Source organism: Streptomyces sp. NPDC001880 (assembly GCF_053594575.1).
Genome location: NZ_JBSFET010000259.1, coordinates 1 through 1,971 on the forward strand (window position 1 = coordinate 1; position 1,971 = coordinate 1,971).

At 66.7% G+C, this 1,971-nt stretch carries 1 protein-coding gene and 1 pseudogene; both read left to right on the forward strand.

Annotation, left to right across the window (positions count from 1 at the left end):
• The first annotated feature begins 393 nt into the window (after positions 1-393).
• Positions 394-1,523: pseudogene (locus ACWCQ6_RS37055) on the forward strand (threonine synthase).
• A gap of 141 nt (positions 1,524-1,664) precedes the next feature.
• The coding region (locus ACWCQ6_RS37060) for a GH25 family lysozyme (RefSeq protein ID WP_451096877.1) at positions 1,665-1,971 on the forward strand (307 nt) is incomplete at its 3' end.

The following is a 1,971-nucleotide window of genomic DNA, read 5'->3' on the forward strand; positions in this document are numbered from 1 at the left end:
ACCACCATCCATTTTCGGGCGACTTCGTATGCCGTCCGGAGGCGCTCAGCCGTCACTCACCGTGGCCACTGCACGGAAGCTGTGCCAGAACCCGAGATCGGACAGCAGTTGTTCAGCACTTCGGGCAGCACTCTGGAGGTCTGCCGATTCGAACAGCAAGCAGCTGCAGCATGGGTACTTGAGGCGGCCACAGGAGACGAAACTGCCCACCCACCTTCTTGATTTTCTTGGCGTGCTCGCCGGATTTCGGCCACGTCAGCGTTCAGCCGGACTCGCCCCCGACGGAGGTCCGCCCTTGATCGATAGGCTCAAGATGTGACGACAGAGTGGTCTTTGGCAACCCTTCAGCGCTCGTTAGGCGATCCCACGGTCAGCTACCCGTTGTGGCCACCGATGACCAGCGGGTGTCCGCGCACCAGCACCGACGAGATCTCCTATCCCGTCGAAGTCGACTACGCCTACGACCGGGTCGACCCCGTCATGTTCGCCACTGCCACGGAGCGGGGCGGCGGGCTGGACCGCTGGGCGCCGCTGCTGCCGCCCCTCGCCGCACCGGGGCTGGGCGAAGGCAGCACGCAACTGATCGAGGTCGAGACCGGTGTCTTCATCAAGGATGAGTCTCGCAACCCCACCTGGAGCCACAAGGACCGGATGAACCGGTGCACCGTCAGCGCCGCCGTCGCCGCCGGAGCCCCGGGAATCGTCGTGGCGTCGTCCGGCAACCACGGGGCCTCCGCGGCCGCCTACGCTGCCCGCGCCGGACTGCGCTGCGTGGTCATCGCGGGCCCCGAGCTGCCGCCCGCCGTCGACTCCTTCCTGAACGTCTACGAGCCGGTGGTCCTGCCGGTGCCCTGGGAAGCGAGGTGGCTGCTGATGCGCCGGATCGTCGACCGGACGGGCCTACACCCGGTCAGCAGCCTCACCACCACCCACACCGGCCACGCCTTCGGTCCCGAGGGATACAAGACCATCGCCTACGAGATCTACCAGGACCTCGGCGTCCCCGCAGCCGTGTTCGTCCCCACGTCGTACGGCGAACTCCTTTTCGGTATCTGGAAGGGATTCACCGAACTTCGGCGCCTCGGCCTGACCAAGCGGCTACCGCGGATGTACGCGTGCCAGCCGACCGCAGCCGCGCCGCTCGCCGAGCCATGCGGCGCGGCGTACCTGCGGCTCACGTCACGGTGAAGCAGACCGAGGCATACTCCATCGTCTCCCCGGTCAGCGGCTACCGCGGCGTGGTCACCATCCAGGACAGCGGCGGCCAGGTCCTCGAACTCAGTGACGCACAACTCGAGGTCGCTCACCAGGAGCTCGCCCGAGTCGGCCTGTGGACCGAACTCTCCAGCGCCGCCGGACTCGCGGGACTGCGTACCGTCGACGACCTCGACGGCCCGGTGGTCTGTATCTCCACGTCCAGTGGCTTCAAGAACCGCAACGTCGGCTTCCGCCAAACCGAGACGATCGCCCCGGATTGGGACTACGTGCGCAGCAGACTGCACGCGGCGGGAATCCGCGACTGACGCATCGGCTCCCCCACGTAATCGAACAGCGACAGGGTCGGGTGCTGTCCGAAGTGCTGAATAACTGCTGTCCGATCTCGTCGACGCCGCAAAGGGCGCCGTGTGAACTGCCCTCCGGTGCGTCTGACGAGGGGTGAAGACGTGCGCAGCATCAGTAAGAAGACGGGTTTTCAGGCGGGTGCCATGGTGGCGGTGGCGGCCGCTGGGTTCGGTCTGATCAGCTTCTCCGGGGATGAGCAGGCGCAGGCGAACAGTCCGGCCGCGTACGGGGTGAAGGGTTTCGACACGAGCCACCACAATTCCCACCCGGTCCAGTGGTCGGCGTCCGTGAGGGCGGGGTATTCGTTCGTGTTCCAGAAGGCGACGCAGGGCACTGGCTACCGCGACCCGATGTTCGCGAGTGACTTCGCGGGTGCGTCGCGGGCCGGGCTGATGGCCGCGACGCACC